This window comes from Sphaerochaeta sp. S2 (genome assembly GCF_016406725.1).
Classification (GTDB): Bacteria; Spirochaetota; Spirochaetia; order Sphaerochaetales; family Sphaerochaetaceae; genus Sphaerochaeta.
Genome location: NZ_JAEKNT010000055.1, coordinates 1 through 1,832, shown reverse-complemented (window position 1 = coordinate 1,832; position 1,832 = coordinate 1). Strand labels below are relative to the sequence as shown.

3 protein-coding genes and 1 pseudogene are annotated in these 1,832 nt (G+C 44.8%); all 4 read right to left on the bottom strand.

Features of this window, described 5'->3' with window-relative positions; all coding sequences use genetic code 11:
- A pseudogene (locus tag JF818_RS01260) lies at positions 1-283 on the bottom strand (hypothetical protein); the annotation flags it as partial.
- Positions 284-294: 11 nt separating this feature from the next.
- A complete protein-coding gene (locus JF818_RS01255) occupies positions 295-615 on the bottom strand; it encodes a hypothetical protein (protein WP_198890182.1) in 321 nt (106 codons plus the stop codon).
- A gap of 135 nt (positions 616-750) precedes the next feature.
- Positions 751-1,251, bottom strand: a complete 501-nt coding sequence (locus tag JF818_RS01250) for a RadC family protein (RefSeq protein WP_198890181.1) — start codon at positions 1,249-1,251, stop codon at positions 751-753.
- Positions 1,252-1,253: 2 nt separating this feature from the next.
- Positions 1,254-1,832 (bottom strand): hypothetical protein (locus tag JF818_RS01245; RefSeq protein WP_233065367.1); only part of this gene is annotated, 579 nt, incomplete at its 5' end.

The following is a 1,832-nucleotide window of genomic DNA, read 5'->3' as shown; positions in this document are numbered from 1 at the left end:
GTGGGGTAGTCCATGCTGTCTCAAATTCAAGCTCAAGGTAGTTGGCATCAACCCTGTCAAACCACAGCTCGCTTGCTTCCTCCTTTGCTCCCCAATGCTTCGCTCGCCAATTAATGACACTTGCTTCATCCAGCTTTTCTGGAGTCCTCAGAAGGCTGTTAAAGAAGCTCTGAGCAACGGTCTCATTCTCTCCGGCATAATGTCTCACCATCATCGATTGAAGCTTGTCCAGCTCCTCCTGTGATCCTCTGATATAGACCAAGTTTTTCACTCTATTCGGCATTGTTTTCTCCTCTAGAAACCGATGCAGTATCTCGATGCTTCGGGTATCGCTGCTTCCAAATCCCAATGTTCAGCCGGTAGCTTGTTGAAGTCGTACTGAACAACATATTCCACTATGCTCCCTGGCTTGCCACCCCAGTCTGGGATACCGAACACACTCTCCTCGCTACAGTCAATGACACTGGCGGTTTGACCGTAAATCTCCTCGATATCCTCGACAAACTTGTCGGCCTGTTTCTTCTCAGCTTCTGACAAACTTGTAACATCGTTGTTGATGAGGTAGCTTGCCATCCAAGCGTAATGAGCAACTTTATCTGTCTGTAAATCTCTCATGCTTCCCTCTTGTGTTGCATAGCGTTTATTTGAGCAAATGTCCTCCCAAATATCTTTCCATCTTTCTTGGAATCAACTTTGCATAGTCTTGTTTTCTCTTCATCCAATCTGCAATAAGTCTTATGTTTGCAATCTTTAAAGCAATATTCGTTCATTTATTTCCCCTCCAAGCATGTTGTTTTCCAGCATTGATAAATGGCCTTCATTGGTGAAGATGATATGATCCAAAACCCTAATCCCAATCAGGTCTCCTGCTTGACATATTCGCTGTGTAATGCCCTTGTCCTCAGGGCTTGGTGTGGTATCGCCACTGGGGTGGTTGTGAGCAATGATGATTGACGTAGCATTGTCTAGTATTGCTGGTCGGAAAACCTCCCTCGGATGAACCAGGGTCTTGTTCACCAGTCCGCTTGAAATGATGTGACTGTCAATGGTTTTATTAGCACCATTCAACGTGAGGACAATGAAATGTTCTTTCTCGATAATCTCCGATGGTGTAAGACACCTCCTCAACTCCCCAAGACTGTCTTTCGGAACCGAAATTGAGAATCTCTCTTTTACTGAAAGATTTACCAACACTTCAATCAAGTCCTGCTTTCTCATTTTCTCGTAACGTTTTACAATATCGCTTCTCATGGCTAAATCTCCCAATCCGTGTAATAGCTCTGTGAGTCGTTTTCTTCACTCAGCCTGTCCAGCTCTTCCTGTGGCATCTTTGCAGCTCTCTCGACCTCTGCAGGGTCTGTATTGTCCAGTCCTGCATACATTGCCAGGAACTCCTCATGGGAGTAATTCTTGTGTAGGCATTCATCGGAGCAGTAGTACTCCTCACCACCTCCAAGGCAATATCCTTCAATTATTACTTTCCCGCATTCATCGCAAATACGCACCGCCTCTGATTCCTTAGGATTCTCAATGAGTTCCGCTAGGTAATGCTTGAATCCTTTTACCAGTTTGATTGTGGTAATTGCATCCATATTGGAATGATCCATCATTGCGCTGTAGAAAGCCTCTGTCGCAATGCTTTTCACAATCTTTGGCGTATCCTTGCCGAAGTCAAAAGTGTTGGTTCTGGGGCTTTCTCGAATCTCACGTAAATCGCATGACTTGCTGTTTATGAGCCTCTGCAAATCCTCGATTACAGAGTCCTTTGATGTGTCCTGTTCCATGTCGTCCAGAAAATTCCTGAGAACGTGTATTTGTGACTGTTTTCCTTC